The sequence below is a fragment of the Streptomyces sp. NBC_00885 genome, assembly GCF_045207475.1.
Classification (GTDB): Bacteria; Actinomycetota; Actinomycetes; order Streptomycetales; family Streptomycetaceae; genus Streptomyces.
Window position 1 is genome coordinate 5,281,270 of record NZ_CP108796.1, and the last position, 23,935, is coordinate 5,305,204.

17 protein-coding genes are annotated in these 23,935 nt (G+C 69.0%); 14 read left to right on the plus strand and 3 right to left on the minus strand.

Annotation, left to right across the window (positions count from 1 at the left end):
* Window positions 1–398: 398 nt before the first annotated feature.
* Together OHA61_RS24040 and OHA61_RS24045 are read left to right on the plus strand one after the other, a co-directional pair.
* The gene (locus OHA61_RS24040) at window positions 399–1,832 is read left to right on the plus strand and encodes an NAD-dependent malic enzyme (RefSeq protein ID WP_361906509.1); all 1,434 of its coding nucleotides are present in this window, start codon (window positions 399–401) and stop codon (window positions 1,830–1,832) included.
* Between the two features lie 312 nt (window positions 1,833–2,144).
* On the plus strand, window positions 2,145–2,426 hold the full coding sequence (locus OHA61_RS24045; RefSeq protein ID WP_004571953.1) for an HU family DNA-binding protein: 282 nt from the start codon (window positions 2,145–2,147) through the stop codon (window positions 2,424–2,426).
* Between the two features lie 278 nt (window positions 2,427–2,704).
* Here the strand turns inward: OHA61_RS24045 and murA are convergent, their stop codons facing one another.
* Window positions 2,705–4,045, minus strand: coding sequence for a UDP-N-acetylglucosamine 1-carboxyvinyltransferase (gene murA / locus OHA61_RS24050; RefSeq protein ID WP_361911556.1), 1,341 nt, complete (start codon window positions 4,043–4,045; stop codon window positions 2,705–2,707).
* A 253-nt stretch (window positions 4,046–4,298) separates the two neighbouring features.
* On the opposite strand from murA, the gene OHA61_RS24055 reads away from it, so the two are divergent.
* The 12 genes from OHA61_RS24055 to mycP all read left to right on the plus strand — a co-directional run bounded on the left by OHA61_RS24055 (window position 4,299) and on the right by mycP (window position 19,007).
* Window positions 4,299–4,859 carry a YqgE/AlgH family protein gene (locus OHA61_RS24055; RefSeq protein WP_324974025.1) on the plus strand — a complete coding sequence of 187 codons (561 nt, stop codon included), beginning with the start codon at window positions 4,299–4,301 and terminating at the stop codon, window positions 4,857–4,859.
* 30 nt (window positions 4,860–4,889) lie between these two features.
* A complete protein-coding gene (locus OHA61_RS24060) occupies window positions 4,890–5,177 on the plus strand; it encodes a DUF3039 domain-containing protein (RefSeq protein WP_142217412.1) in 288 nt (95 codons plus the stop codon).
* A 235-nt stretch (window positions 5,178–5,412) separates the two neighbouring features.
* Window positions 5,413–6,717 (plus strand): extracellular solute-binding protein, encoded by a 1,305-nt coding sequence (locus OHA61_RS24065; RefSeq protein ID WP_406304767.1) that lies wholly within the window; start codon window positions 5,413–5,415, stop codon window positions 6,715–6,717.
* Between the two features lie 422 nt (window positions 6,718–7,139).
* A complete protein-coding gene (locus OHA61_RS24070; RefSeq protein ID WP_406307439.1) occupies window positions 7,140–8,165 on the plus strand; it encodes a carbohydrate ABC transporter permease in 1,026 nt (341 codons plus the stop codon).
* 50 nt (window positions 8,166–8,215) lie between these two features.
* Window positions 8,216–9,049 carry a carbohydrate ABC transporter permease gene (locus tag OHA61_RS24075; RefSeq protein ID WP_406304768.1) on the plus strand — a complete coding sequence of 278 codons (834 nt, stop codon included), beginning with the start codon at window positions 8,216–8,218 and terminating at the stop codon, window positions 9,047–9,049.
* Between the two features lie 3 nt (window positions 9,050–9,052).
* Window positions 9,053–10,687: a beta-N-acetylhexosaminidase gene (locus tag OHA61_RS24080; RefSeq protein ID WP_406304769.1), complete on the plus strand. Its 1,635-nt coding sequence runs from the start codon at window positions 9,053–9,055 to the stop codon at window positions 10,685–10,687.
* A 288-nt stretch (window positions 10,688–10,975) separates the two neighbouring features.
* Window positions 10,976–11,872, plus strand: coding sequence for an FAD binding domain-containing protein (locus OHA61_RS24085; RefSeq protein ID WP_389371954.1), 897 nt, complete (start codon window positions 10,976–10,978; stop codon window positions 11,870–11,872).
* A 23-nt stretch (window positions 11,873–11,895) separates the two neighbouring features.
* Window positions 11,896–13,230 carry a 2Fe-2S iron-sulfur cluster-binding protein gene (locus OHA61_RS24090; protein WP_406307441.1) on the plus strand — a complete coding sequence of 445 codons (1,335 nt, stop codon included), beginning with the start codon at window positions 11,896–11,898 and terminating at the stop codon, window positions 13,228–13,230.
* Complete coding sequence (locus OHA61_RS24095; protein WP_406304770.1) at window positions 13,227–15,542, plus strand: xanthine dehydrogenase family protein molybdopterin-binding subunit; 2,316 nt, start codon at window positions 13,227–13,229, stop codon at window positions 15,540–15,542. The genes OHA61_RS24090 and OHA61_RS24095 overlap by 4 nt, the downstream gene beginning before the upstream one ends.
* A 98-nt stretch (window positions 15,543–15,640) precedes the next feature.
* Window positions 15,641–16,150, plus strand: a complete 510-nt coding sequence (locus OHA61_RS24100; RefSeq protein ID WP_406304771.1) for a hypothetical protein — start codon at window positions 15,641–15,643, stop codon at window positions 16,148–16,150.
* 42 nt (window positions 16,151–16,192) lie between these two features.
* On the plus strand, window positions 16,193–17,740 hold the full coding sequence (locus OHA61_RS24105) for a hypothetical protein (protein ID WP_406304772.1): 1,548 nt from the start codon (window positions 16,193–16,195) through the stop codon (window positions 17,738–17,740).
* Between the two features lie 31 nt (window positions 17,741–17,771).
* Window positions 17,772–19,007 (plus strand): type VII secretion-associated serine protease mycosin, encoded by a 1,236-nt coding sequence (mycP, locus tag OHA61_RS24110; protein ID WP_406304773.1) that lies wholly within the window; start codon window positions 17,772–17,774, stop codon window positions 19,005–19,007.
* A 558-nt stretch (window positions 19,008–19,565) separates the two neighbouring features.
* On the opposite strand, the gene OHA61_RS24115 is transcribed toward mycP, so the two are convergent.
* The gene (locus OHA61_RS24115; RefSeq protein ID WP_406304774.1) at window positions 19,566–21,686 is read right to left on the minus strand and encodes a protein kinase domain-containing protein; all 2,121 of its coding nucleotides are present in this window, start codon (window positions 21,684–21,686) and stop codon (window positions 19,566–19,568) included.
* A gap of 22 nt (window positions 21,687–21,708) precedes the next feature.
* Window positions 21,709–23,931, minus strand: coding sequence for a protein kinase domain-containing protein (locus tag OHA61_RS24120; protein ID WP_406304775.1), 2,223 nt, complete (start codon window positions 23,929–23,931; stop codon window positions 21,709–21,711).
* Window positions 23,932–23,935 lie beyond the last annotated feature (4 nt).

Sequence of the window (23,935 nt, forward strand, 5' to 3'; positions counted from 1 at the left end):
CGCCTGATGGAGAGTCAACCTGCGATGCGGGAATCAGGTTCTGGGGTCGTTTGTTAGCCTGGTGCTGGCACCGGCTCGATCCAAGCCCCCGGGCCCAACCTTCGTCGCTCAGAGCGACCACTTGCCGCGAGGCGAGCATGGCGGGTCGGTGCCACTTCTTCGTACAGGAGACAGGTCCGCGTCACCCCTCGGTGACGCGGACCTGTTTCGTTGGGGCCCTGGTTCCACCCCGGCTTCCGCGGAGTCTGCCCCATCTCGTATGGTGGAATCTCGTTTCCGAAAACTAAATGACCACTATTACCTGCTACTCGCAGGTAGGTGCGACCATCGGAACGCGTCGCCGGGCAGCAGCCGCGGCCGCATGGCAATGAAGCTAGCGAAAGCAGAGGAACCCGGTCATGGCAACGGCGCCCAGCGTCTCGTACTCGATGACGGTCCGGCTGGAGGTGCCCGCGAGCGGAACCGCGGTCTCCCAGCTGACCACGGCCGTGGAGTCCTCCGGCGGCTCCGTGACCGGCCTGGACGTGACCGCCTCCGGCCACGAGAAGCTGCGGATCGACGTCACGATCGCGGCGGCCTCCACCGCGCACGCCGACGAGATCGTCGAAGAACTGCGCACCATCGAGGGCGTCGTCCTCGGCAAGGTCTCCGACCGTACGTTCCTGATGCACCTCGGCGGCAAGATCGAGATGCAGTCCAAGCACCCCATCCGCAACCGTGACGATCTCTCGATGATCTACACCCCGGGTGTGGCGAGGGTCTGCATGGCGATCGCCGAGAACCCCGAGGACGCCCGCCGCCTCACCATCAAGCGCAACTCCGTCGCCGTGGTCACCGACGGCTCCGCCGTCCTCGGCCTCGGCAACATCGGCCCCATGGCCGCGCTCCCGGTCATGGAGGGCAAGGCGGCCCTGTTCAAGCGCTTCGCCGGCATCGACGCCTGGCCGCTGTGCCTGGACACCCAGGACACCGACGAAATCGTCGCGATCGTCAAGGCGATCGCCCCAGGTTTCGCCGGAATCAACCTCGAAGACATCTCCGCGCCCCGCTGCTTCGAGATCGAGGCACGGCTGCGCGAGGCCCTCGACATCCCGGTCTTCCACGACGACCAGCACGGCACGGCGATCGTCGTCCTCGCCGCGCTGACCAATGCGCTGCGCGTGGTCGGCAAGGCCGTCGGGGACGTACGGGTCGTCATGTCCGGAGCGGGCGCGGCCGGTACGGCCATCCTGAAACTGCTGATCGCGGCGGGTGTCAAGCACGCCGTCGTCGCCGATATCCAGGGCGTGGTGCACGCGGGCCGCGAGGACCTGGTGGACGCGGCCCCCGACTCGCCGCTGCGCTGGATCGCCGACAACACCAACCCCGAGGGCGTCACGGGCACCCTCAGGGAAGCGGTCGTGGGCGCGGACGTCTTCATCGGTGTCTCCGCCCCGAACGTACTGGGCGCGCAGGACGTCGCGGCGATGGCCGACGGCGCGATCGTGTTCGCGCTCGCGAACCCGGACCCCGAAGTCGACCCGGCAATCGCACGGCAGACGGCCGCAGTTGTCGCCACCGGCCGTTCCGACTTCCCGAACCAGATCAACAACGTGCTCGTCTTCCCGGGTGTCTTCCGTGGCCTGCTCGACGCCCAGTCGCGTACCGTCAACACGGAGATGATGCTCGCGGCGGCGGCCGCCCTCGCGGAGACTGTCACCGAGGACGAGCTCAACCCGAACTACATCATTCCGTCGGTCTTCAACGAGAAGGTCGCCGGAGCGGTCGCGGGCGCCGTCCGCAACGCCGCCAAGGCGGTCGGCGCCTCTGTGACAGGCCCCACGTCGGGCTGACACACGGCGCGTCGCGAGTCGCGGGGCCGTGGCTGCCGCTCTAGGGTGGCGGACCATGAGCCCCGAGGCTCCGCGGAGTCTCCACAACGAGTCTCCACCGAGTCGACGGAACGTCACCACGACGAGGCAGTGGCGCTTTTCGTGTGACTCCGGAGGGTGCCGGATTGGCTTTCCCGCCGCTGGTGGGGGCAGGATGCGTAATCGGGCGCGAGGGTCTGACAGCAGACCCGGGTCCGGGGACTGTCCGAGGGCCCTGGCAGCATCGGCTTCGATCTCACGCCTCACAGGCAAGAAGAACACGGGAGTAACAACATGAACCGCAGTGAGCTGGTGGCCGCGCTGGCCGACCGCGCCGAGGTGACCCGCAAGGACGCCGACGCCGTTCTGGCCGCTCTCGCCGAGACGGTCGGCGAGGTCGTCGCCAAGGGCGACGAGAAGGTCACCATCCCCGGCTTCCTGACCTTCGAGCGCACCCACCGTGCCGCTCGGACCGCTCGTAACCCGCAGACCGGCGACCCGATCCAGATCCCGGCCGGTTACAGCGTGAAGGTCTCCGCGGGCTCCAAGCTCAAGGAAGCCGCCAAGGGCAAGTAAAGCCCCGAGGCAACAGCAAAGGCGGCCACCCCGGCTGGGGTGGCCGCCTTTCGCTTTGCAGGGGCCTTGAGGGGCCTGTACGGGGCCGTCCGGCCAAGAGCCGGGGCTCCGGCCCCGGACCTGCGCCTCAAAGGCCGGCGGGGCTGAATTATTCAGCCCGTCCGGCGTTTGAGGACATGCGGCCGAAGGTCGCATACGGGGTCTGGGGGCTTGCCCCCAGTTCGGGAAGGGGCGGGGCGGGGACAAGGCCCGCCGCAGGCGCCCCCGCGCCCCCCGCCTCAGACGAGCTTGCCGCCCGGAAGCTCCACCTTCGCCCCGAGCTTCTCGAGCTTCTCCATGAAGTTCTCGTAGCCACGGTTGATCAGGTCGATCCCGTGCACCCGCGACGTCCCCTGCGCCGCCAGCGCCGCGATCAGGTACGAGAAGCCGCCGCGCAGGTCCGGGATGACCAGATCCGCGCCCTGGAGCTTCGTGGGGCCCGACACGACCGCCGAGTGCAGGAAGTTGCGCTGGCCGAAGCGGCAGTCCGAGCCGCCCAGGCACTCGCGGTACAGCTGGATGTGCGCACCCATCTGGTTGAGCGCGGAGGTGAAGCCGAGCCTCGACTCGTACACCGTCTCGTGGACGATGGACAGGCCGGCCGCCTGCGTCAGGGCCACGACCAGCGGCTGCTGCCAGTCGGTCTGGAAACCGGGGTGCACGTCCGTCTCCAGGGCGATCGCCTTCAGCGCGCCGCCCGGGTGCCAGAAGCGGATGCCCTCGTCGTCGATCTCGAACGCGCCACCCACCTTCCGGTAGGTGTTCAGGAACGTCATCATCGAGCGCTGCTGGGCCCCGCGCACATAGATGTTGCCCTCGGTCGCCAGCGCCGCCGACGCCCAGGAGGCCGCCTCCAGGCGGTCCGGGATCGCCCGGTGGGTGTAGCCGCCGAGCTTGTCGACACCGGTGATCCGGATCGTCCGGTCGGTGTCCATCGAGATGATCGCGCCCATCTTCTGCAGTACGCAGATGAGGTCCTCGATCTCGGGCTCGACGGCCGCGTTCGACAGCTCCGTGACGCCCTCGGCCAGTACGGCCGTCAGCAGCACCTGCTCGGTCGAGCCGACCGAGGGGTACGGCAGCCGGATCTTGGTGCCGCGCAGCCGCTGCGGGGCCTCCAGGTACTGTCCGTCCGCCCGCTTCTCGATCGTCGCGCCGAACTGGCGCAGCACCTCGAAGTGGAAGTCGATGGGCCGGCCGCCGATGTCACAACCGCCCAGGCCCGGAATGAACGCATGTCCGAGCCGGTGCAGCAGCGGACCGCAGAAGAGGATCGGGATACGCGAAGAGCCCGCGTGGGCATCGATGTCGGCGACGTTCGCGCTCTCGACGTGCGAGGGGTCGAGTACCAGCTCACCCGGCTCGTCGCCGGGGCGCACCGTCACACCGTGCAGCTGCAGCAGTCCGCGCACGACGCGCACGTCGCGGATGTCGGGCACATTACGCAGTCGGCTCGGCTCGCTGCCGAGCAGGGCGGCGACCATAGCCTTGGGCACGAGGTTCTTCGCGCCGCGGACGCGGATCTCGCCCTCCAGCGGGGTGCCGCCGTGGACAAGCAGTACATCGTCGGTGCCGGTCATGAATCTCGCGTTCCGGAGTGGTCGGACAGGGGCCAAGTGAAAAGGGTAAGGGGCGTCCACCCCTGTCCCGTAAGGCCAAGGACGCTCCGGGAGCGTAATGAATTGGGCACAACACGCTCGGTTCACCCAGCCTTGCGCAGCGTCACCGCTCGGGCTCGGGGCGGCAGGAGCCCGTGTCGCGCCCTGAGCTGCGTGGGCTCACACTGTGCCGCCCGCTCCCCGCGGAGGGCGAAGATGCGGGATCATGTCTCGCATGACCGAGGTGTCCTCGCTCACAGGGCGGCTGCTCGTCGCCACCCCCGCCCTCGCCGATCCCAACTTCGACAGGGCGGTGGTCCTGCTGCTCGACCACGACGACGAGGGCTCGCTCGGCGTGGTTCTCAACCGGCCGACCCCTGTCGTGGTCGGCGACATCCTGGAGGGATGGGCCGCGCTCGCCGGTGAGCCGGGGGTGGTTTTCCAGGGCGGCCCGGTCTCCCTCGACTCGGCTCTCGGTGTCGCCGTGATACCGGGCGACGAGGGCCCGCTAGGCTGGCGGCGGGTGTACGGCGCGATCGGCCTGGTCGATCTCGAGGCGCCGCCGGAGCTGCTCGGCGCGGCGCTCGGATCCCTGCGGATCTTCGCGGGGTACGCCGGATGGGGCCCCGGCCAGCTGGAGGACGAGCTGAACGACGGCGCCTGGTACGTCGTCGAATCGGAGCCGGGTGACGTGTCCTCGCCCAGGCCGGAGAGCCTGTGGCGGGCCGTGCTGCGCAGGCAGCGCAGCGAACTCGCGATGTTCGCCACCTATCCGGACGACCCGTCGCTGAACTGAGCGCTGCGGCGTTCAGTACCCTTGGCGGTTATGAGCACTCTTGAGCCCGAGCGCGGGACAGGCGCGGGGACCCTCGTAGAGCCGACGCCGCAGGTGTCGCACGGCGACGGCGACCACGAGCGCTTCGCCCATTACGTCCAGAAGGACAAGATCATGGCGAGTGCCCTCGAGGGCACTCCCGTGGTGGCACTGTGCGGGAAGGTCTGGGTGCCGGGGCGCGACCCCAAGAAGTACCCGGTCTGCCCGATGTGCAAGGAGATCTACGAGTCCATGGGCCCTGGTGGCGACAAGGACAAGGGCGGCAAGGACAAGAAGTAGTCCGACAGGTCTGACAGCGGCAGTCCTGCCGCAGGGGACGGCCCCCGGGACGCGCATGCACGCGCGTCCCGGGGGCCGTTCGCGTTCCTTCCCCGTTGCACGGGGTGCTTCTGCCGGTCACAGAGTGGTCGAGACCTCTTGTCCCGTTGTCGGCCGTGGCTTTAGCCTCCTGCGTGTTGTGCAGCACGAAACGTGCGTTGCATTCTGTGCAACGCCTACTCGTAGGGGAGCACGCATGAAGCTGATCGCCCGAATCGCCGCCCCGGCCGCGGCACTTGTGCTCGCAGGTCTCACCGGCACCGCCTGCGCACCCCAGACCTCCGACAACAGCGCCCAGAAGGACGACAAGAGCGGCACCTTGCGCGTCTGGCTCTTCCAGGAGGTCAACAACAAGCCCAAGGAGAAGGTCGTCGGCGACGCCGTCGCGGCCTTTCGCGCGGCGCACAAGGACGCGAAGGTCGAGGTCGAGTACATACCGGTCGAGACGCGGGCTCAGCGCGTCAAGGCCGCGTTCAACGACCCGAAGAGCGCGCCGGACCTGATCGAGTACGGCAACACCGACACGGCGGGATACGTGAAGGACGGCGGACTCGCCGACGTCAGCGCGGAGTTCGCCGCCTGGGCCGAGGCGAAGGACACCGACCCGACGGCGCGGACCTCGGTCACGGTCGGCGGCAGGATCTACGGCGCGCCGCTGTTCGTCGGCGTACGGGCGCTGTACTACCGCAGCGATGTCTTCAAGGAGTTGGAGATCGCGCCCCCCAAGAGCCAGGACGAGCTGATCGCCACCGCCAGGAAGATCCACAAGGCGAAGCCGGAGCTGTACGGGCTCGCGGTCGGCGGCGCGTACACGTACGGCGCGATGCCGTTCATCTGGGCGCAGGGCGGCGAGCTCGCCGAGGAGAGCGGCGGTGCGTACAGGGCGGCGATCAACAGCCCGGCCGCGCGGAAGGGCATCACGGCGTACACCTCGCTCTTCGGCGACGACAACTGCCCGGCCGCGAAGTGCGCCTCGATGGGCGGCAACGCGACGGTGACGGCGTTCGCGTCCGGCAAGGCGGCGATGGCGGTCGGCGGCGACTTCAGCCACCAGGCGGTGGAGGCGGGCGCGGTGAAGGGCAAGTACGCGGTCGTGCCGCTGCCGGGCAGGCAGGCGGGCTCGATCGCGCCGGCGTTCGCGGGCGGCAACAACATCGGCGTCCTGAAGAGCAGTTCGCACCGCACGCTGGCGGTGGACCTGATGAAGCAGCTCGCGGGCAAGGAGACGCAGCGCAAGCTGTTCGAGGCGATGGGCTTCCTGCCGACGTACACGGACGTGCGCGGGGAGGTGGCGACCAAGGAGCCCTTCGTCGAGCCGTTTGTACGGACGCTGGGTGCGGGCACGAAGTTCGTGCCGGCCTCGCCGGGCTGGGGCCAGATCGACGCGTCGCTGGTGCTGCCGACGATGTTCCAGGAGATCGTGAGCGGCAGGAAGGACGTGGCGCGGGCGTCGGACGACGCGGCAAAGAAGATGGACGCGGCGTTCGCTGCCGCGGGCTGAACGCGATGACGAACGACGCGAACGCAGAGCGGAAACGGGCGGGTTCGCCTGTCGGCGAGGCGGGTGCACCAACTGGCGCGGCTGCGTCCGCCGGTGCGACGGGCGGCCCGGTCGGCCTGGGCGTGGGGATCCCGGCGCCCGGCGGCGAGGGCCTGTACGACCGGGCTGGTTGGCCTGTCGGCGAGGGGGACGCGCCAACTGGCGCGGCTGCGTCCGCCGGTGCGACGGGCGGCCCGGGCGGCCCAGGTGCGGGGATCCCGGCGCAGGGTGGCGATGCGGTTGGGCCGGGTGCCCCGGATGGACCCGGCTCGCGCGGCGCGGCGGGTGTGCATGTCGGCGGGATCGACGCCTCGGCCGACGGCGCTGGGTCGGTCGGCGTCACGGGCGGCCCGGGTGGGGGGATCCCGGCGCAGGGCGGCGAGGTGGCTGGGTCGGGTGCCCCGGACGGACCCGGCCCCTGCCGCGGGGTAGCTGCGGCGGCGGGCGCCACCCGCGGCTCGGGGACGCGCCGGGCAGCCGGAGCGGCATCGGCCCGCCGGCCCAAGTCCGCCAGGACGCTCACCCCGCGGCGGGAGCGCGGGGGCTGGACCCCGTGGCTCTACCTCGCGCCCTCGCTCGTCGTCCTCGGCGCGCTCCTCGTCTACCCCATCTACCAGCTCGGCCTGATCTCCTTCCTCGAGTACACCCAGGCCCAGGTCAGCGGCGGCGAGCCCACCACCTTCCAGGGGCTCGGCAACTACCGCACCCTCTTCGCCGACAGCCAGTTCTGGCAGGTCCTGCTCGCCACGCTCGCCTTCGCCGCCGGCTGCGTCCTCGCCACGCTCGCCGTCGGCTGCGCCCTCGCCGTCCTGCTCACGCGCGTCCGCGCCGTCCCCCGCCTCGCCCTCATGCTCGCCGCCCTCGGCGCCTGGGCGACCCCCGCCATCACCGGGTCCACCGTCTGGGTCTTCCTCTTCGACCCGGACTACGGACCGGTCAACCGGCTCCTCGGCCTCGGCGACTTCTCCTGGACGTACGGGCGCTACAGCGCCTTCGCGCTCGTGCTCCTCGAAGTCGTCTGGTGCTCGTTCCCGTTCGTGATGGTCACCGTCTACGCGGGCATCAAGGCGATCCCCTCCGAAGTCCTGGAGGCCGCCTCCCTCGACGGCGCCTCGCAGTGGCGGATCTGGCGCTCCGTCACGGCACCGATGCTGCGTCCCATTCTCGTCGTTGTGACCATCCAGTCGATCATCTGGGACTTCAAGGTCTTCACCCAGATTTATGTGATGACGAACGGCGGCGGCATCGCCGGACAGAATCTCGTGCTCAATGTGTACGCCTATCAGAAGGCTTTCGCCTCGTCCCAGTACAGCCTGGGCTCGGCCATCGGCGTCGTGATGCTGCTGATTCTGCTCGCCGTCACCCTCGTATATCTGCGCCTGCTGCGACGCCAGGGAGAAGAGCTGTGAGCCTGCCCCGCATTCACCGCCCCGTGCGCCCTGTGCGCCCCATGGTCCGCATGCACCGCCCCAGGCACCCCTGGCGCCTCGCTGCCGAGGCATCCGCGCTCGTCATCGCGGTCGTCGTCGCTTTCCCGCTGTACTGGATGGCGCTCTCCGCGTTCAAACCGGCGGGCGAGATCCAGTCGACGAAGGCGCGTCCCTGGACGCTTTCCCCCTCGCTCGACTCCTTCCGCCGCGTCTTCGAACAGCAGGAATTCGGCCGGTATTTCCTCAACAGTCTGTTCGTCGCGGGCGTGGTCGTCCTCGCCTCCGCGCTGATCGCCTTCCTGGCGGCGACGGCGGTCACCCGGTTCCGTTTCCGGTTCCGCACGACCCTGCTGATCATGTTTCTCGTCGCACAGATGGTGCCGGTCGAGGCGCTGACGATCCCGCTGTTCTTCCTGATGCGGGACTTCGGGCAGCTGAACACCCTCGGCTCGCTGATCCTGCCGCACATCGCCTTCTCGTTGCCGTTCGCGATCTGGATGCTGCGGGGCTTCGTGAAGGCGGTCCCTGAGGCACTTGAGGAGGCGGCGTACATCGACGGCGCCAGCCGGACCCGGTTTCTGTGGCAGATCCTCTTCCCGCTCGTCTTTCCCGGCCTCGTGGCGACGAGCGTGTTCTCGTTCATCTCGACATGGAACGACTTCCTGTTCGCCAAGTCCTTCATCATCAGCGACACCTCGCAGTCGACGCTGCCGATGGCGCTGCTGGTCTTCTTCAAGCCGGACGAGAACGACTGGGGCGGGATCATGGCGGCCTCCACTGTGATGACCGTCCCGGTGCTCGTCTTCTTCGTACTCGTACAGCGACGCCTGGTCTCCGGCCTGGGCGGCGCCATCAAGGAGTGAGTGATGGACCTGATTCCGGCCCCGTCGTACATCGAAGGCCCGTACCGCTGCGGCTTCGTCATGGACGCCCGTACGTCCATCACCGCCGGACCCGGCACAGAGCGGACGGAGCGGTGGCTGCGCTCCGTACTCGGCGCGGCCTTCGGCCTGCCGCTCCCGCCCGCGCCGCAGCCCACGCCCAACGGGCTCACCCTGAGCATCGACAACTCACTGCGGCCCGAGGCGTACCGGCTCACCGTGGCCTCGACAGTGGGCATGGAGATCGCCGGCGGCGACGCGGCGGGCGTCTTCTGGGGCGCCCAGACGCTGCGTCAACTGCTGGGCACGCAGGCATTTCGCCAGGCGCCCGTCACCACGGCCACAGCGGCCCTGCCGGACCAGGTCATCGAGGACAGCCCCCGCTTCCCCTGGCGCGGCCTCATGCTCGACGTCTCACGGCACTTCATGCCCAAGGCCGACGTCCTGCGCTATCTCGATCTGCTCGCCGCACACAAACTCAACGTCTTCCACTTCCACCTCACCGACGACCAGGGCTGGCGCGTCGAGATCAAGCGCCACCCGAGGCTCACCGAGGTCGGAGCCTGGCGCGCACGCACCAAATACGGCCATCGCGCCTCCGAGCTCTGGGACGAGCGGCCGCACGGCGGTTACTACACGCAGGACGACATCCGCGAGATCGTGGCGTACGCCGCCGAGCGGCATATCACCGTCGTCCCCGAGATCGACATCCCCGGCCACTCGCAGGCCGCCATCGCCGCATATCCGGAACTCGGCAACACCGACGTCATCGATACGACCTCCCTCTCCGTGTGGGACAACTGGGGCATCAATCCGAACGTACTCGCCCCCACTGACAACACCCTGCGCTTCTACGAGGGCGTCTTCGAGGAGCTCATCGACCTCTTCCCGTCCACGTTCGTCCACGTCGGCGGCGACGAGTGCCCCAAGGACCAATGGAAGGCGTCCCCGGCCGCCCAGGCGCGCATCGAGGAGCTGGGGCTGAAGGGCGAGGACGAGCTCCAGTCCTGGTTCATCCGGCATTTCGACACCTGGCTCGCCGAGCGCGGCCGCCGTCTCATCGGCTGGGACGAGATCCTTCAGGGCGGCCTCCCGCCCGGCGCCGCCGTCTCCTCCTGGCGTGGATACGCCGGCGGTATCGCCGCAGCCGAGGCCGGTCACGACGTCGTCATGTGCCCCGAGCAGCACGTGTACTTGGACCACCGCCAGCACGGCGGCCCGGACGAGCCGATGCCCATCGGATACGTACGCACCCTTGAGGACGTCTATCGCTTCGAGCCCGTTCCCCCGGCCCTGTCGCCCGAGGCCGCCGCGCACGTCCTCGGTACCCAGGCCAATGTGTGGACGGAGGTGATGCAGGACCGCTCCCGAGTCGACTACCAGGTCTTTCCGAGGCTCGCGGCCTTCGCCGAGGTCGCCTGGTCCGCGCTGCCCGCACCCAACGACCGTGACTTCGCGGATTTCGAACGGCGAATGACGGTCCACTACAGGCGCCTTGACGCGCTCGGCGTCGACTACCGGCCGCCCGGGGGCCCGTTGCCGTGGCAGAAGCGTCCCGCCCCCAAAGGAATGAAGGGCAGCATCGGACGCCCGATCGAGGGTGCGCCCCCAAACGTGTGAGCCCGGCCGGAACTCGCATGTCCGGCGCCCGTTGCCCTGGGACGGTTGAACCGTGTAAGGAAAAAGCCGCACATCGGTCGCCGAAGAGTGGCAATCCGCATGTGGCGCCGACGATGTTCCAAAACGGACCAACGTCGCGAGACGGTACATCCGGTACGGATATGCCCTTCGCGGACCCTCTCGTCGGTCGGCTCGGAAGATGTGCCAGAGTTGCCACGTCCGGGCTGTGAGCACGTACGGTACGGCAACAAAGGCGGGACAGCCGGGACACCGGGAAGGGGCAGCTGGGTGACCACGCACGCACCGCAGGCGGCGCAGTCGGTGACGCTGCCGGCTTCGCTCGACGAGGCCGTGGCGGCGCTCACCGCCATGCCCGCCGCCGTGCCTGTCGCGGGCGGCACCGACCTCATGGCCGCCGTCAACAAGGGGCAGCTCCGTCCGGCCGGTCTCGTCGGCCTCGGCCGCATCAGCGAGATCCGCGGCTGGCGCTACCAGGACGGACACGCACTGCTCGGCGCGGGACTGACCCACGCCCGGATGGGGCGGCCCGACTTCGCCGCCCTCATCCCCGCGCTGGCCGCGTCCGCGCGCGCCGCGGGCCCGCCCCAGATCCGTAACGCGGGCACGCTCGGCGGCAATATCGCCACCTCGTCCCCGACCGGGGACACGCTGCCCGTGCTGGCCGCCCTGGAGGCGGACCTGGTCATCGCGGGCCCCGGCGGCACCCGCCGCGAGATTCCCGTGTCCCACCTGCTGGCGGGCCGCGAAATGCTCGCCCCCGCCGAACTGATCGGCTTCGTACGCGTACCGCTCCTGCACGCCCCGCAGGTCTTCGTGAAGGCCACCGGGCGCACCGGGCCGGGCCGCGCGGGCGCGTCCGTCGCGGTCGTCCTCGATCCGGCGCGGCGCGGGGTGCGCTGCGCGGTGGGCGCGATCGCGCCGATGCCGCTGCGGCCGCTGGAGGCCGAGCGGTGGATCGCGTCGCTGATCGACTGGGACGGCGAGCGCGGCCTCGCGAGCGAGGCGCTGGCTGCCTTCGGCGAGTACGTCGCGGCAGCGTGCATTCCGGATCCGGCGCCGGCCGCGCAGGGCGAGGAACAGCCCGTGCTGCCGCCCGCCGTACTGCATCTGCGGCGCACCGTCGCCGCGCTGGCCCGACGTGCACTGGGGAGGGCGCTGTCGTGAGCAATGAGGAGAATTCGCGCGAAATGCCGCACGAGCTCCCGACGGAGCAGGGCGGCTGGCAGCCGATTCCGCACGGCGGCGAGTACGACGCCGAGGCCACGGCCTTCCTGCAGTTGCCGCCCGAGGGCATGCTGGACGCCGCGCCGCTCGAGGCGCCGGGGCACGGCTACGTACCGCCGGTGATCCCGCCTCCGGCGCCGGACGCCGCCGATCCGGGCGCGACAGGCAGCTGGGCCGTGCACCAGCCGACGGGTGAGCCCGCGGCGGTGCGGTGGCCGGAGCCCGAGGCCCCGCACGCCGAGCGCGTCGACCCGCATGCCACGGGCCAGTGGACCTTCACCGCGGCGGAGCCCGCCCCGGCTCCGGCCCCGTCAGCCTCCGAGCTGACCGGCCAGTGGACGATCCCGGTGGCCGACGGCGATCTTCCCGATGAGTCCGGCGAGTTCACAACATCCGCGCTGCGGTCCCAGTGGGGCGCCGCGCCCGCCACGCTGCCGGGCGGGGCTGCTGCCCCGTGGGCGCCGTCCCCCGACGCCCCGGCCACGCTGCCGGGCGGGGCGACCGCGCCCTGGGCGACGGCCCCGGAGCCCGCAGTGGCCGAGGAGCCGGTCCCCGAGCCGGCCGGTGCCGCGGCGCTGCCCGGCGAGGCCCCGGGCGAGCCGTCAGGGCAGCCGCCCGGGGAAAGCGCGGAGACGTCCCCCGAGACGGCCCCCGAGACGGCTTCGGAGCCCGAGCACGAGGCCGTTGTCCTCAGCTCCTCCATCGACAGCGACGAACACCCGCCCACCTCCTACGTCCTGCGCGTCAACGGCACCGACCGCCCCGTCACCGACGCCTGGATCGGCGAATCCCTGCTCTATGTGCTGCGCGAGCGCCTCGGCCTCGCCGGCGCCAAGGACGGCTGCTCGCAGGGCGAGTGCGGCGCGTGCAACGTCCAGGTCGACGGCCGCCTGGTCGCCTCCTGCCTGGTCCCCGCCGCGACCGCCGCCGGCTCCGAGGTCCGTACGGTCGAGGGCCTCGCCGCCGACGGTGAGCCCTCCGACGTCCAGCGCGCCCTGGCGGGCTGCGGCGCGGTCCAGTGCGGCTTCTGCATCCCCGGTATGGCGATGACCGTCCACGACCTCCTGGAGGGCAACCACGCCCCCACGGAGCTCGAGACCCGTCAGGCCCTGTGCGGCAACCTCTGCCGCTGCTCCGGCTACCGGGGCGTCCTCGAAGCCGTACGCGAGGTGGTCGCCGAACGTGCCGCGAGCGCCGCGGCCGCCACCGAGGCGAGCGAGGAAGCCCGCATCCCGCACCAGGCGCCCCCCGGCGCCGGTAGTGTGCAGCCCCACCCGCACGACGGAGGCATGGCGTGAGCAACGACGCGGCCACCACCGCGACGCCCCGGACGGCCGAAGCCGCGCAGCCCGAGGCGCCCGCCCACGGCATCGGCGCGTCGCTCCCGCCGTCCGATGCCCGCGCCAAGACCGAGGGCACGTTCCCGTACGCCGCCGACCTGTGGGCCGAGGGCCTGCTGTGGGCGGCGATCCTGCGCTCCCCGCACCCGCACGCGCGGATCGGCTCGATCGACACGTCCGCGGCCCTGGAGATGCCCGGCGTACGAGCCGTGGTGACCCATGAAGACATTCCGGGCGATTCGTCGTACGGCAGGCGTATCGCCGACCGTCCCGTCTTCGCCTCCGACCTCGTCCGCCACCACGGCGAGGCGATCGCGGCCGTCGCCGCGGACCACCCCGACACGGCTCGCCTCGCCGCCGCCGCGATCGCCGTCGAGTACGAAGTACTCGACCCGGTCACCGATCCCGAGAAGGCCTTCGCCGCCGAACCCCTGCACCCCGACGGCAACCTCATCCGCCACATCCCGCTGCGCTACGGCGACCCGGACGCGACGGGTGAGGTGATCGTCGAGGGCCTGTACCGCATCGGCCGCCAGGACCCCGCCCCCATCGGCGCCGAGGCGGGCCTCGCAGTCCCGCGCCCCGACGGCGGCGTCGAGCTGTACGCCGCGTCGACCGACCCCCACACGGACCGCGATCTGGCGGCCGCGTGCTTCGGCCTGGAGCCGGACCGGGTGAAGGTCGTGGTCACCGGCGTCCCGGGCGCGACGGGCGACCGCGAGGACCCCGGCTTCCAACTCCCCCTGGGACTACTGGCGCTGAAGACCGGCTGCCCGGTCAAACTCACCGCCACCCGCGAGGAGTCCTTCCTCGGCCACGCCCACCGCCACCCGACGCTGCTGCGCTACCGCCACCACGCGGACGCCGAGGGCCACTTGGTCAAGGTCGAGGCCCAACTCCTCCTCGACGCGGGCGCGTACGCCGACGCCTCCTCCGAATCCCTCGCGGCAGCAGTCGCTTTCGCCTGCGGTCCCTACGTCGTCCCGCACGCCTTCATCGAGGGCTGGGCGGTCCGTACGAACAACCCTCCCTCCGGCCATGTGCGCGGCGAGGGAGCGATGCAGGTGTGCGCCGCGTACGAGGCGCAGATGGACAAGCTCGCGGGGAAGCTCGGCCTCGACCCCGTGGACCTGCGCCTGCGCAACGCGCTGGCGACGGGAGACATCCTCCCCACCGGCCAGACGGTCACTTGTCCTGCGCCCGTAGCCGAACTCCTCCAGGCCGTACGGGACTTCCCCCTCCCCACCCTCCCCAAGGACACCCCGGAAGCGGCCTGGCTCCTGCCCGGTGGCCCGGAGGGCGCGGGCGAGCCCGGCGCGATCCGCCGAGGCGTCGGCTATGCACTGGGCATGGTCCACATGCTCGGGGCGGAAGGCACCGACGAGGTTTCCACGGCGACGGTCAAGGTCCACGGCGGCGTGGCGACGGTGATCTGCGCGGCCGTCGAGACCGGCCAGGGCTTCTCCACCCTCGCCCGCCAGATCGTCCAGGAGACGCTGGGCCTCGAAGAGGTCCACGTGGCCTCGGTCGACACGGACCAGCCCCCGGCGGGCCCCGCCGCCCACGGCCGCCACACCTGGGTCTCCGGCGGCGCCGTCGAGCGCGCGGCGAAGATGGTCCGCACCCAGCTGCTGCAGCCCCTGGCCCACAAGTTCGGCATGTCCACGGAGCTCCTCCAGATCACCGACGGCAAGATCACGTCGTACGACGGTGTCCTGTCGACGACGGTCACCGAGGCGATGGACGGCAAAGAACTCTGGGCAACGGCCCAGTGCCGACCGCACCCCACCGAGCCCCTCGACGAGGCCGGCCAGGGCGACGCCTTCGTGGGCATGGCCTTCTGCGCGATCCGCGCGGTGGTCGACGTCGACATCGAACTCGGCTCGATCCGCGTGGTCGAAATGGCGGTCGCCCAGGACGTGGGCCGCGTCCTCAACCCGGCCCAACTGGCAACCCGCATCGAAGCGGGCATCACCCAGGGCGTCGGTGCGGCCCTGACAGAAAACCTCCGCACGGCCCGCGGCCTGGTCCGCCACCCGGACCTGACGGGCTACGCACTCCCGACATCCTTGGACGCCCCGGATATTCGCATCGTGAAACTCGTCGAGGAACGCGACGTGGTGGCCCCCTTCGGCGCGAAGCCGGCAAGCGCGGTTCCGGTGGTCACCTCACCTGCGGCAGTAGCTTCGGCGGTCCGCGCGGCGACGGGCCGCCCGATCAACAGGCTCCCGATCAGGGCTCAGGCGGCGGTGGCGGTCCCCAACTCGTAGTCGTGTGACGCGCATTGCATCTGCAATCCGGGGGTGCGAGGTGTCACTGGTGCTCGGTACAGTGATCCCTGTAGACGTGTGTAAACGGGGAGGCTTTCGTGGCAGAGGACGACGGGACAGGGCGGCAGGTGTACGGCCCGCCGCTACCGGTGTATGGGCCGCCGGTACCTAAGCCGCCAAGCTCGATGGATACGTTGTGGAACGTCAATCCGCAGCAGGCGATGCTGGTTGAGGCCGAGACGCTGGCGAACTTCCGCAAGAAGGCTGACCAGATCCTCACCAAGCTGCTGGGGTCGCAGGCTTCGCCGAAGCAGCTGGCCGACGAAAAGCTGGTGCGTGATGAGCTGGGTGGGGGACAGAGTGCATTCATCGAGGCGCAGGAGCTCTTCGGTGCGTACGAGTCGGTCGTCGTGCAGCTGAAGCAGCTCTCGAAGATGCTGTCGGACTCTGTGGATGGCCTGAGCATCGCGATCCAGGCCTCGCAAAGCGGCTATGAAGAAATGGACGACGACGTCAAGCGGCGCATGCGCGCCCTGAACCAGCGCACGGGCGAGTGGGCGAGGGAGCACGCCAAGGACCAGCCCGTCGACCAGGGTGCTGACACCTGATGACGCTGGGCCGAGGACAACGGGGGAGAGGGGTGAGGGCACATGGGTAACGGTGCCAAGGGCAGTGGTGGTGTGAAGACCGACTTCCAGAACATGACCCATGACGACTTGTGGGCATGGCTCACGCCTTCGAGCAGTGGGACGGTCCAGGGTGTTTCCGACAGGCTGGCGGAGGCATCCAAGGCTCTCGACCAGCTTGCCACCGACCTCACGACGCATATGAAGACCGTGCATTGGCACGGGGAGGCCGGGGACGCCTTCCGTAACTGGGGGGCGGACACCGCCAATTCCACTCGGCTTCTCAGTATGTACAGCAAGGATTCGGCGAAGTGGCTGTCGCTTGCCTCGACGGCGATCGCCGAGGCTCACAGTGCCATGCCTGACAGTCTGGGCACAGCGCAGGCCAGTGCCGATGCCGCGCGTAAGTACCACAACGATCCCGATTCGGCGCCGATTGGCGCGAGCGCTCGATCGACCATCCAAAAGTTCCAGCCGCCGCCGGACGAGAACGGCAAGGTGTCGCCTGAGGCCCTGGCAGTGGCGGCTAAGGCGCGAGAAGAGGCTCACAAAGCGGCGGTACGCAATATGGAGAGGCTGGCTGCGTCGTACTCGGAGAGCGCCAGCCAGATGAACTCGCAAAAGGTGCCGACCTTTCCGTCGCCGCCGGACCGCTTTGTTCCAGCGGCCCCCTTGTACGGCAAGAGCTCGGAAACGCAGTCAGTGGGATCACAGAGGCAGAGCTCCGACCAGCTCGGCACCGATCCTTCGGTGAGCGAACGCAAGCGTTCAACCTCGTCGGACCCCTCTCAGCCGGTGGCGCCCGCGGAAAAGCACGGGCAGATCCAGCCTGAGCGCCCCACCCACTTGGGGATCGACAGCGTGGACACGCTGCCGCCGCAGACACAACTCCCTCCGTCCACCCCCAATGTTCCTCCGGCAGGGAAGCCCGAAGGGCCAAACATCATGCAGCCGGGGCTGATCCCGCCTGCGTTCGGCGGCACCCCCCCGCCCACCACGAGTGCGTCCGGAAAGGCGCTTCCCGGTGCTCGCGGTGTCGTGCCGCCCGGACAGCCGGGAATCAACTCGCGAATGCCGCGTGAAGGCATCACCGGCGGCCGACCCGTCACGCCGAACACGGGCCGCCCCACGGGCGGGCTTCCTCGTGGCACGGTGATCGGCCATGAAGGAACCACGGGCACGCGAGGTCCGATGGGCCGCGGTATGCCGGGTATGCCTGGTATGCACGGCGGTGGGCCGACGGGCGGCGCTGGTCAGGGCGGCATCTCCGGTGGGCGTCGCTTGGCGTCCGAAGTGGGCGGCGTTGTCGGAGGCCGGCCTCAGCAGCCGGGCCAGGGGAGCGCTCGCCCCTTCACGCCCGGTGGATCTGGCCTTGTCCGAGGCGGGACTGCAAGTGCTGGCAGCGGAGCACACCCCGGCCAGGTGGGCCGAGCCGGAGCGATCCCCGCGGGGTCGCACGGTGCCAATGCCCGCCGTGAAGACCAGAACGGCGAGCGCCCGGACTACCTCTCGGAAGACGAAGAGACCTGGCAGCAGGGCAGCCGGCGGGTGGTCCCGCCGGTCATCGACTGACCCCTCCCACAAAATAGGTCAAAGGAAGCAGATGTCTACCAGTAGCAATCGATCGCGTCGACGCCGGGTTGTTGTTGCGGCGTCGTTGGGCCTACTGCTGGTGGGCTCTGCTGCCGCACCGGCGCAGGCTGAATCGAACCGCTCCATGCAATGGCACTTGGATGCCATGCATGCGGAAGAGATGTGGAAGGTCAGCACGGGTAAGGGCGTTACGGTGGCGCTCATTGACAGTGGGGTCGATGCCACCCACCCGGACCTCAAAGGCCAGGTCCTCCGCGGCAAAGACTTCATGTCCGGGGCGTCGGGCGACGAGTGGACTGACCTTCAAGGCCATGGCACCTCCATGGCCGGCATCATTGCTGGTACAGGCAAGATGGACGGCGGAAACGGCGCCTTCGGGTTGGCTCCGGGAACCAAGATCCTTCCCATCCGCTTCGAGGATACGGACGCACAAGGCAGCAAGCAGGATCAGGCCGACGAGTACCAGAAACCGGCGAGTGAAGCCATCCGCTTCGCGGCCGACCACGGCGCGAAGGTCATCAACATCTCCCAAGGCGTCATTCACGGATCGCCCGAGTTGACGAGCGCTGTGAAGTACGCCATCGACAAGGGGTCGCTCATCTTTGCCGCCGTCGGCAACGATGGCGACACCGACATCGAATTCCCGGCCGCCACGCCCGGCGTAGTGGGCGTGGGGGCGATTGGTAAGGACGGCAAGAAGATTGAAGAGGCCCAATATGGGCCACTCGTTGACTTCGTTGCACCAGGCGCGGACATCGTCGGACCCTGTACTAAGGAAACCCGACTGTGCAAGAGCAGAGGAACCAGTGACGCGACCGCTCTAGCCGCGGCTTCTGCCGCGCTTATCTGGTCGAAGCACCCGGAGTGGACCAACAACCAGGTCCTGCGCGTCATGCTGAACACTGTTGGCAGCCCGAGGAGCGGAGAGAAGCGAACCGACTTCCTCGGCTACGGGACGGTCCGCCCGCGAATCGCTCTGAAGACCCCGGGCGACCCAGGCCCGGCCGACGAGTATCCTCTCCCCGACCTCGCGGCGTCCGCCCCCAAGTCGCCGTCCTCGCAGCCTTCCAAGGCCTCCGCGGGCGGGGCTGAATCCGACAAGAAGCAGCCCGACACCTCTGCGTCAGCGGCCAGCAGCGACGACAGCAACACCACCCTATGGATCGTCCTCGGCGTAGGCGCGGCCGCCCTCATCGGTGCCGCGGTCGCTGTCCCCGTCATCCGCTCCCGGCGCCGCAGCGCCTGACCTCTGGTCCTTGCGCGGTCTGGGTGCCGTCGTGCTCTGTGCGACGGCACCCTTTTCCGTTGCGGCGTCACAAATTCTGCACATTCGCATTCGGGGAAGCGGCGGATGAGCAGTGGTCGCGATGCCCCACTGGTGGCGATGTGACACCCATTGCGCGTGCAATCCCCGGCTGTGCGCCGGTTCAGCCGCTCGCTACAGTGGCCTCTGAGGCTACGGCAGTTGGGGAGCAAGCGGCCCACGATGGGACATCGGGGCAAGCAGGTTCCCGCCCGTAGAAAGCCAGCATCGCCAATTCCAGTCCTGGTCGCGGCCGGGGCTCAGCGACGGGGAAGACTGATGTCATTCGACGAGGAATGGGCAAGCGCGCGATCCGGTGCGACCAGCATGCGACTCAACCAGTTGCCCGTAGGGATCGGGCGTTCCTGCTGTGGTGTCGGCCGGAGCGGTGGTGGCAGGAACACGGTGAGTCGGTAGCTGAGCAGCGCCGCCGGGTGGTGGATTGGCCGGATACGCCTCGGGAAGCTGAGCTGGCCGACGCCGCTCTGGGTCGGTAAGGGCTCAGAACACCGGGAGTGCTGTGAGCGATTTCTCGGTCATCAGGAAGACGCGATTGCCGTCGGCAGCAAACCCCAGGGGGTTGGAAACCTCGGTGAGGTCGTAAGCCGCAGAGGACTCGCCTTGGTCTAGTTCCACCCCATTCACCCAGGGGTAGTGCACGATCCAGGCGAAGCTGCCCTGGACCAGGACGGGGCTGTTGTAATCTCCGCTTGCCGTGTCAAAGCGGTCGTCCCAGACGGCGCTTCCGTCGGTCAGCTTCACGCGCCGGACCCATTTGTCGCGCATGGAGTATACGGAGTCGCCGCTTACCACCGGCGTGGACCAGGGCCGGAGTTCGCCCGTGTAGTCCTTGTAGGGCTTCTTGGTCCAGATCTCCTTTCCGTCGGAGATGCGGCGTGCGGTCAGGTTCTTGCCGCCCAGGTAGACGGTCTGGCCATGCACCGCGGGTGTGTGGGCTGTTTCAGCCTGGGTGGCGTATGTCCATGCTTTCCTGCCGCTGCTCGTGTCGAGTGCCGCGACGAGTCCGCCCTTGCCACCGAAGATGAGGCGGCCCTGGGCGGCGACTGCATCGGGTCTAGGGTCTTTGACGACGTCAGCCGGGCTGTTGACCGTCCAGCGGATCTTGGCATCGGAGCGCCCGACGGCTCGCACTCGTCCGTCTGTCGTAACCACGTACACCGACTCCTTGTCGGCGGCGAGGACGTATCTCGCCTCGGCAGGAGCCGTCCATTTGCGTTCTCCTGTGGAGGCGACGAAGGTCACCAGCTTGTTTCCGGGGCCGATAGCGGCAATCAGCTGGTCGGAAAGGGACGTGTACCCGCCGGATGTGACAACTTCCGGCGCGCTCCAGCGCAACTTTCCGTCGACGACGCTATGGGCCGCCAGGCCGCCGTTGCGTGCGCCGAAGACAATGACGTCGCGCACGGGCTTGGGCGGCGGCGAGTCAACGGCGTTCACTTCCAGAGGGCCCCACAGGGGCGTGAGTTCCAGCTCTTCGTAGCCATTGACCTTTGCCTTGCTCTTGTCCAGGACGCCCGCCTTGGGAGTAACTGCCGCAGGTGGGATGTCGAAGGGACCGGATGCCGCTTTGCTCCCCGCACCTGGGTCCGAACTCTTGCCGCCGCGCAGCAGCCACCAAGTGACCCCGCCACCGCCGGTCGCAAGCACAGTTCCGCCGGCCGCAAGGGTTGTCAGCAGCCGCCGGCGGGATACTGCGCCTCCTGCGGCTGAGCCGTGTTGGGTGGTCAGCTCGTGGACACCGTTCTCGCGCGCTCTTATCTCGTCGCCCAATGCGCCCTGCCGCCAGGCGCGCTCCCCGCCGCGCGGCGGTGCGAATGCCGTGGCGATCTGGCCCGGTGCGGGGCGCAGCCCGGCGTCCTTGGCAAGACACGGGCCGATCAGTGGTTGGAGTGCCGGTGAGACCTGGGCGAGGTCAGGCTCGCCGTGCACCACCTCGTACTGCACCGCAGCGACGTGGCCGGCGTCGAACGCTCGGCGGCCGCTCGACGCGTAGGCGAGTACGGCTCCCAGGGAGAACACATCGGCGGCCGGGCCGACCCGCTGCCCCAGGATCTGTTCCGGGGCGCCGTAACCGGGAGTGACTGGGATTTGGCCTGTGGTGGTGAGGGTCAACCCGTGTTCGGGGCGGGCGATGCCGAAGTCGATGACTCGCGGTCCAACCGACGTCAGGACGATGTTCGGCGGCTTGAGGTCACGGTGTACAAGTCCAGCAACATGGATGTCGTGCAGTGTGTGGGCGAGGGCTGAGGCGAGGGCTTGTACGGTCGTGTCGTCCATGGGCCCGTTTGACCGGATGGCCTCTTCCAGCGTCGGTCCCGCCAGGAACTCGGTGGCGATCCATGGGCGGCCGCCCTCCATCTGCGACCCCAATACCCGGGCCACGCCCTTGCTGGTCACGGCCTGGGCCATCTGGGCCTCACGCACGAAGCGCTGTGCGAGGTGCTGGTCGTGGGCGAGTTCGGGACGCAGCACCTTGACGGCAGCGGTCTGGCCAGCGCCGTCCTGGCCGAAGTAGACCTTGCCCATGCCGCCTTCGCCGAGCACGCCGAGAAGACGGTAGGGGCCGAGGCGGAGCGGGTCACCGGTGCCGAGGGGCTTCATGGGGCAAGACTTTCTGTGGAGTTCACTGGAGTGGGAACGCGGTCAGGGAATTGCCACCCGAGGCGATCAAGACCTGCGCCCGCGGGTGCGCAACGAAGCGCGTGCCGGTGGTTTCGTACGTGTGAGTCGTTGTCTCGGTGGTGATTGAGACGGCGCGCAATCCCGATGAGTCTTTGACATAGATGTGCTCTACGCCGTTGACAGGAGGAGCGGTGAGGTCGTCCGTTCCGTCGCCGTCTTTGTTCAGCCAGTCAATGCCTCCGGTCGCCGCGTCGAGCCCGATGACCGAGAGACGCTGCTGCGCGGCGTACACAACACCGTTTACGACAGCTGGAGGGCCGTTGTAGTAGTTGGGGTGGCGGCCATTCTTCTTGTGGAAATTCCATGCTTCGCTCCCGTCGCTCAGCCGCAGAGCACGCAGTGCGCCCAGACCCAAATAGACATGTGTGTCATCCGTTGCCAGCATTCCGCGTGCCTGGTCCGGCTTGGCACCGGACATCGGTTTGTCCCAAAGGGACTTTCCGGTACGTGCATTGCGTGCAACAACACGGATGGCACCTTCCGCGCTCTCCTGGAGCAGGACGAGCCGGTCGCCAACCACCCGGCCCGCGAGGAAGTGCAGTCGCTTGGACCCCTCCCGTCGGGCTGGGAGAGGTTGTCTCCACAGCTCGTTGCCAGCGAGAGTGTCCACAGCTGTCAGAAACCATGGCTGATCGTGCTGGATGCCGGCATTTGTGTCGGCGCCTTGGCATGCAGCCAGGTAGACCACTCCGCCCGAGACGCACACCAACTGGTTCTCCAAGACAGCCCCGTTGAGGCCGATAAGCGGAGGAAAGCTCTTCTTCAGCTTGCCGTTGGTGAGGTCGACCGTCTCGATGACGAGTGGCTTGGTGCCGGCTCCCTTTGCGGCCTCTTTGAGCCTGCCGATGCGGTAGATCTCGTCCGCGTCGGAAGCGATCTGCCAGTAGTGCTCGCGCCCGCCGCTCGTCCATGCCGTCTGCCCAGTCCTTGGATCGACTGCCGCCAAACCGCTGCTGACGACCAGGGCGAGCAAGTCACCGGCGGGAAAGGGAATTGATGCCGGTGCAGGCCACAAATCGCTTGGGGGCCGGGCCACGCGGACTTGCCAGACGTAGTCGTCGTCGGGGTTCTTAGGGGAAGGCGATGAGATGCCCAAGTGTTTCAGTGAGTCCTTCTTGCCAGGAGTCTCAGGGGCGAACCATGACCAGGCGCCGAACCCAGCGGCCGCCACGCCGAGGGCTGAACCCCCACCTATTGTCAGAAGCTTCCGGCGGGACACCTTAGTGACGTTGTGCGCTGTAGACGCAAGCGCTTCCTCGGCTGGTGCCGGGAGGCGGTACGGCTCGTACTGCCAGACCTCCGTTACTCGGCGCGCGATCTCCGCGAGGAGCAAGTCAGGGAGGTGGTCGGCGAATTGGCCGCGGCTGTCGTGGAGGTAGGCAGCCAGCTCCGCAGTCGTCGGCCGGTGTGCCGGGTCCTTCGACAGGCAGCGGCTCAGGATCGGGACCAGCGCATCGGGTACGCCTGTCAGGTCCGGCTCCCCGTACCGCACGCGGTACAGCAGGTCCGCCGCTTGACCTGTGCCGAAGGCGCCGTGGCCGGTTGCGGCATACGTCAAAACTCCTGCCAGCGCGAATAGGTCACCGGCTGGGGTGTGTTCCTGGCCCGTCGCCTGTTCCGGCGACATGAACGCGGGAGTGCCCGCCGCTGCTCCCGTACGGGTCAGGCGGTCGTCGCCCGCCGCGCGGGCGATGCCGAAGTCGATGATCTTCGGGCCGTACGCCGTGACCATCACGTTCGAGGGCTTGAGGTCGCGGTGGACGACGTCGGAGGCGTGGAGCTGGGCCAGCGCTCCGGCGAGGGCTGCGCCCAGGGCGCGGACCGAGGGTTCGGGCAGGGGGCCGGAGAGCGAGACCGCGTCGTCGAGGGGCGGGCCGAGGACGTACTCCGTTGCCAGCCAGGGGGTTTCGGCGAGCGGGTCCGCGTCGACGACCGTTGCTCCGTGGTGGCCGCCGATGATACGGGCCGCGTCGGTCTCGAGGCGGAAGCGTGTACGGAAGGCCGTGTCCGAGGCGATAGCCGCATGCATCGTCTTCAGTGCGACGGTACGGCCGCCTGCGGAACGCGCCAGATACACCGTGCCCATGCCGCCGCTGCCCAGACGGGCGAGCAGGCGGTACGGGCCGAGCTGGGCAGGGTCGTCGTGGGTGAGCGGCGAAAGCATCGCG